Here is a 6,281-nt window from a genome sequence, read left to right as displayed (position 1 = left end):
GCTCCTGCCGGACCTGCTTCTCCGGTCGCTCCCGTCGCTCCAGTTGCTCCAGTTGCACCAGTTGCTCCGCCGCCTCCGCCCAACTCATTCAATTGAACGCTATCGATCAGAACATCGGCCGAGCCCGGCGTAGCGATTTTGTTAAACACGAGCAGCGCTTGCGTGGCGCCCAATGGGACCGCTATTTCCGTTTGAGGATATAAAGTCAGCCATTGACCGTCAAGGCCGTTCGGCAATCTTCCCTCGTAGATGACATCTATGACGGTATAACCATAATAATTAAAGGCATCGTCATAGTAGCTCACCGTAACGAGCACGAGCGGATTTGAACCCGATCCTGCAGCAGCCATAGAAGCCATAAGCCCCAAGGTCTCCCCCGGTTCAACAGCCACATACTGCGACAATACCGCATCGACATCTCCGCCTTGCAAAAGAGCCGAATACATACCGGTATGCGTGCTGATCGTCGTGATGCTCGTGTTGAGGGTCACCCATGGACTTAAAGAACCCGTCTCAAAATCACCGTTCACGATAAGGTCGTAAGCCATGCTTTTCGGTCACCTTCCATCTTGTAAAATTTGCTTCTCTTAATCCGTAATTCACTAGATTAAGAATTCAAGCATGTACCAAGTATATGCAGCAAAATCGCATAGGAACGGGCTTTCTATGAAAAAGGGGGGATACCTAGCAATTCCGTTCGACCTGCCTCCCTTTCGGATTTTTGCTACAGAACCTATCACTCCTCTATCCTGGAGCTTTACAGAATAGAAAAATAGCGGAACATAGGTACGCAATTTCACCAAATCCCGCTATCGACGACACAATAACGGAACAGAGCTCCCCTATCTCGCGGATTTTGCCCCGTTTCTTCACCATCATCGGTTATAAAGGAACACGGTTCCGTTATTCTCGGGCATACAGTGGAGTTTCGGACAATAACGGAAAAACGTTCCGTTATAACCGAACCGTACGGTTACAACCAACCGGACAGAACCGCTTCGCATTATGCCGGTACGCGTAAGCTTGGGGGTAGGAAAAGCTTCTAGACGAAGCCTTCTCCACGGCGAATGACTTTGCGTAAGATGCAGCTTTTCTTGATCACGGCGAATGACTCCACGTAAGATGCAGCTTTTCTTGATAAAGAAAGTCGCACTCCGCTTTATCGCTTTAGCGAAGTTAAACTTTCTTTTGTTAAACTTTCTTTTGTTAAACTTTCTTTTTCGTTAAAAAAAACGTCTATCGACGTATTTCAAAGGTGAGTGACCGCGATTTTCGGTTGTTTTTCTTGGTCAAGATTGCTAAGTATTGGACTGAGGTTGCCGCCCTGCGGTACGCCGACTTCCGTTTCCTCAAATCGGTGCTTCAGAACGACGCCAGCTCTCAGGTACTTGTGGATGAGCGAGATGACTCGCCCGTCTTTGATGGTTCTCGACAATACTTCGACACAAGCCCCCACAGCGGACTTTCACCGCCTAGCTAATCGCCATGCGTGGCGCACTAAAAAAACGCGGGCAATCGCCCGCGTTTCCCGTGATACTATGCTATTTGCCGCTTATGGGCGGCATTCCGGAGCTATACGAGGCGTGCCCCCTTCTGCGTATCGCCCCCCACAGTCGCACGCCCGATCTCGCAACGAACAGGACGCCGCGGATGACTCTGTCCGCTCCGTACGCGGCCCCGATCGTAATAAAAGGAATGGCCGGCGCCTTGTATCTGTACATGCCGTCGATAAAGAAAACGATGCAAAACAAAAATACGGCAAGCACCATAAGCCAAATGATAGAAGCTTTTCGAAACAGCTCGTTCGTCATCGATACTACGATACCGGTTATGAACAGTATAGTAGGAAGCATGTTCTCCGCGAAGCTGACAATGCCCCTGATCGATGTCAGATCCGTCTGCCACACCCATCTTCCGAGGAACGCGATCATCCTTTTCGCATAAAGGACGGAAACATGGTCCCAATTGTTAACGATGAAGCTTACGGCCAGACTGTTCATAATGTCGATATCGTAATCCGGCTTGAACGGATGGTCGAAAGGGGAAGCGCTGTCGTAAATCCATCCCTTGGCGTAAATATTGTACAATACCATTTTGACGTTAAGCTGCACGGATGCGATAAGGGGATCCAGCTTGCCGGACAGGAGGAGAATTAGACCGGCCGCGACGGCTAGAGCCGCGCAGCTTGCCAGCGGGACCCAAACCTTTTTGACGACTTTCACGAGCATCGCCTTGCGCATGCCGATCACGATATACAGCAAGATAAAAGCAACCGCGAGAAGACCGGTCGGTTTGAATACGGCCAACAATAACGCGCTGGCTGCAAATGCGATTTTGTAAAATTTCTTATCCGACTCCCTGCACTTGAGGAGGAGGTACACGCATAACAGCAGCAGGCTGATAAAGAAGCTGTCGGCCAAGACGTACATGGACCAGAGCGTAATGCCCCACGTATGGTAGCAATACAGGTAGGAGGCGATAACGGCCGTCAACCTGTTGAACAGCATTCGCGAGATTTGATATACGAGGATCACGGACAGACCGGCGACGACGGCTTGGATGAAGACGACCGTGACAGGATCCTTGAATACGGCAAGGAGCAAAGCCAGCAGCACATTGTACCCCATATACATCAGATCGTTCATATGCAGGCCGATCCGTTTTTCCGCTATGAGGGTATATGCATATTGGATGTACCATTTGGAATCGTCGGACTGTGGAAAGCTTTGTCCCGGCGACGCCAGAAAATAAAAATATTGCAATCTTACTTTAAGAGACAAATAGACGAACGGAATGAGGAAAATCAAGTCTTTGTTCATGATCTTGCGGCCTATTCGGAACGCCGGATCCTTAACCTTCGCGTATAGTCTGTACACTCCGTAACACATCCCATGCCATATGATGATCGCGCTCGCCTTGTTAACGCTTTCAGTCATTATATACAGGGAATGGCATACGGAAAATAGACAAATCGCAGTTGTATATGGACGAATGCATGTTGCCGGGTAAAAAAAAGGAAAATTCCGCAAACCGGCACCGGCTGCGAAATTTTCAAAAGGCGTTACGGTCATCTTTGCCGCGAATGGGCGTATTCGGATGGAGATTGTCCGGTCTGCTTCTTAAAGACGCGGCTAAAATAAAGCTGGTCGGAGTACCCGACCTCGCTTGCCACTTGCTTGAGCAGCAGATCCGGCCGTTCGTCCATCATGCGCTTGGCCTCCTTGATCCGGTACTCCATCAAGTATTCGACCGGCGTCATCCCTACTTCCCTTTTGAACAATACGCTCAAATAGTTGGGCACCAGTCCGAACTCCTGCGACAAGCTTTGCAACGTAATCGACTGGCGGAAGTTTTTCTTCAAATATTGTTCCACTTGGCCGACGATCGTGCTCACCTGGACGGACTTGACCGTCAAATTCGGCGATTCGAACAAATCGTCGAACAATAAAGAAACATGATGCTTCAGCTCGGCGTAGCCAAGCGAGTGGGAGACCAGCATCTCCAAATCGATCTGCCTCTCCAGCCCGCGATCTCCGAGCTCGGCCAATATGCGGAACAGCGTCTGTTGAATGACGTACTGGGTCGCCTCGCCGCTCTCCCAGCTCGACAGCAGAGCGCTCAGCTCCTCCGCGAACAAGTCATACCGCTTATGCTCGATAACTTCCATCACCGTGGCCGTTTCCTTGGCAAACTTGCGCGCGGCATCCGTTTTCCTCGAGCCGGAATCCTTCAGCTGCAGCATATTCGACTTCCCGAAGACGAGGAAGTGGAGAAGCTCCCTTCGCAGACGCTTGCTCGTCGCATACAACTGATAGAGCGACAAGCCCGTTCCCGCAACGACGGTTACAGGCTTTTTCCGGCTCCTGATGGTGCCCATGAAACCGTCCACGAACGACCGGATGCGTACTTCCGCATCGCCTGCATTCGTTGCAAGCAATAGCAGCCGCTCATTCGGTCTTTCGCCGTTTAGCATCCAATGGCGAAGGTCCAGCCCCTTGCATCGTTCCGTGCAATCCTCGAACAGCGGAGACTGCCATAGCCCGCCTCCCGGATACAGATCCGTAACGCCGTTGATATACGGTCCGGCGCATACGAGCAGCAGCGTGTAGTGGGAATAGCGCAGCGAAGCGGGACAATCGTCCGCAGGCAAGCCTTGCAGGAGCAATCCGAGAAAATCTTGCTCCTTCTTGATCGCTTCCTGCCGGAACCTCAGCTTCAGCCTGTGCAGCAGCTCTTGAAGATCGCCGGCCGTCGCCGGCTTTAATAAATAATCCGAGGCGTTCATCCGCAAAGCTTCCCGTATATACTCATAATCGGAATAGGCGCTGACTACGGCCGTCAACAGTCCGGGCTTCCGCGCTTTCGCCTCGCGGAGCAGCTGCAGTCCGTCCATTCGCGGCATCCTCATGTCGGTCAGCAGTATATCCGGATCGAACTCCTTCATCATGTCGAGAGCTTCGATCCCGTCGTAAGCCTCCTCCACCACGCTGTCGGCATCCGCTTTTTGGATGAGCTTTTTCATCCCTTTGCATAGGGCTACCTCGTCGTCAACCAGCAATATTTTTAACATCGGTCGCCACCTCCGTCTCGAGTCCCAAATATACGGAAGCGCCGCCGGCTTCATTGTTCGAGAGCGCGAATTGCAGCTTGCTCCCGAACGTGTGATACAATCTGATGTACGTATTCAACATGCCCACGCCGCCGCCCTCCGCATACAGATCGAGCCTGCCGAGCTTGCCCCGATTGCCCGCGAACTTCTGCAAATAGTCGGCGCTGAACCCGTCCCCGTCATCCCGGATTTGCACCTTCCATCCCGTATCCGTTACAGCTACGTCGAGTTCGATGCGCCACGGGTATTTCTTCTTCGCAAAGCCGTGCTTGACGCAGTTTTCCACGAAAGGCTGCACCGTAAGCTTGGGTACGCGAACCGCGGTCAGGTCCCCCTCCAAGTGAACATCGAACACGAGATGGTCCCGATAGCGCGTCTTCATAATATCCAGATAACAGAGCGCATGGTCTATCTCTTCCTTCAACGTGACAAGCTCCCGGCTGTCGTACGTGATGTACCGGAGCATTTGGACGAGCTCGCTCGTAATTTTCAATATCTCGTCGTTCCCATCCTCCATGCCCAGCATGCCGATCAACGTCAGCGTATTATACAGAAAGTGCGGATTCATCTGCGCCTGAAGGGCGAGAAACTGCGCCTGAAACTCCCGGGAACGCGCCTCCACCGCCTGCTGCTTGGATTCCTCCATCCGCTCCAGCATGCTTTGGAACGCGCGATACAGATGGACGACCTCGTTATGGGTGTCCCCCCCGTCTATTTTCTCGAACAGCTTGGACAACTGCTCGTTCGTCCCCGCGTCCCCGGGCACTTGCGCCATCGCCTGGCTGAGCCGCACGAGCGGTTTCGTCGTTCTGGTCGTGAAGAAATAGATCATGACCAACGAGACGAGCGACAAGCCTCCGGCGATCGCGGCCATCCAGTAACCGGTTTCCCGCACCGATTTCAGCAGCAGCTCCATCGGCTGGGTTACCTCCACCCGCCATCCCGCGTGGTTGATCCTGCTCTCTGCGGTTATATTTTGCCCCGGAGGCGGCTCCTGCTCGGTTGTCGGATAAATGATCCGGTTATTTTCGTCGTATAACACCACATGGTTCCCGTTTGTAGCAAAGTTTCCTTTGAACAGCATCGCCTCCAAATAGGAGAACGGAATCTGCACTTCGAGCAGCGTACCGGGCACGCCGCCCCTGATGACCGACACGATCATTTTCCCTTTCGAATCCCAGTCGTCCCGGTGGGGCGGAAGCACGAGAAGCGGCCGCTGCTGCAAATCGCCAAACCAGGACAGATCGGCGATTTTTTTCTTCGCCTGATCGCGGTTGAGAGAGGTGGAGCCCACTGTCAGAAAGATGCCCGTATCTTTAATAATCGATATGCGGTTAAAGCTGTCCGGATCGATGTCCAGATCCAGCCTCATTTTGTTGAATACGCTGACGACTTTGTTGTTCGAATTGGTGTCCGGCTGCTCTTTCATCCAGTTCTCGATCGAAGGATTCACCAGCGTGTTGACAACCAGCCCGTCCGCCGACACGATGACATTGTCCAACTGCTCGGCAAGCGTCGTCACTTCCCACTGGAACGATTCGGACAACGTCTGGTAGGCGATCGACTTGTAATACCGGTACAGGACGATTGAGGAAAGCGGAATGACCAGAAATACGATAAGCGAATAGATCGCGAACAAGCGGGTCGGAAAGCTCCACTTCTGCAGCATGGC

General features: G+C 52.5%; 4 protein-coding genes. All 4 read right to left on the bottom strand.

Annotated features, from left to right (window positions below; genetic code table 11):
- Positions 1-548, bottom strand: a 548-nt coding sequence (locus tag FE784_RS37635; RefSeq protein WP_139607429.1) for an NTTRR-F1 domain, incomplete at its 3' end; no start/stop codon positions are given.
- Positions 549-1,541: 993 nt separating this feature from the next.
- Positions 1,542-2,876, bottom strand: coding sequence for a glycosyltransferase family 39 protein (locus FE784_RS37625; protein WP_176706806.1), 1,335 nt, complete (start codon positions 2,874-2,876; stop codon positions 1,542-1,544).
- Between the two features lie 191 nt (positions 2,877-3,067).
- On the bottom strand, positions 3,068-4,570 hold the full coding sequence (locus FE784_RS37620; RefSeq protein WP_176706805.1) for a response regulator transcription factor: 1,503 nt from the start codon (positions 4,568-4,570) through the stop codon (positions 3,068-3,070).
- The gene (locus FE784_RS37615; protein ID WP_139607424.1) at positions 4,548-6,278 is read right to left on the bottom strand and encodes a cache domain-containing sensor histidine kinase; all 1,731 of its coding nucleotides are present in this window, start codon (positions 6,276-6,278) and stop codon (positions 4,548-4,550) included. Before FE784_RS37615 ends, FE784_RS37620 begins: the two co-directional genes overlap by 23 nt.
- Positions 6,279-6,281: the final 3 nt, after the last annotated feature.

It is taken from the genome of Paenibacillus hemerocallicola (genome assembly GCF_006265175.1).
Lineage (GTDB): Bacteria > Bacillota > Bacilli > Paenibacillales > NBRC-103111 > Paenibacillus_AB > Paenibacillus_AB hemerocallicola.
The sequence above is the reverse complement of the archived record's forward strand: the minus strand, read 5'-3'. Positions and strand labels throughout refer to the sequence as shown.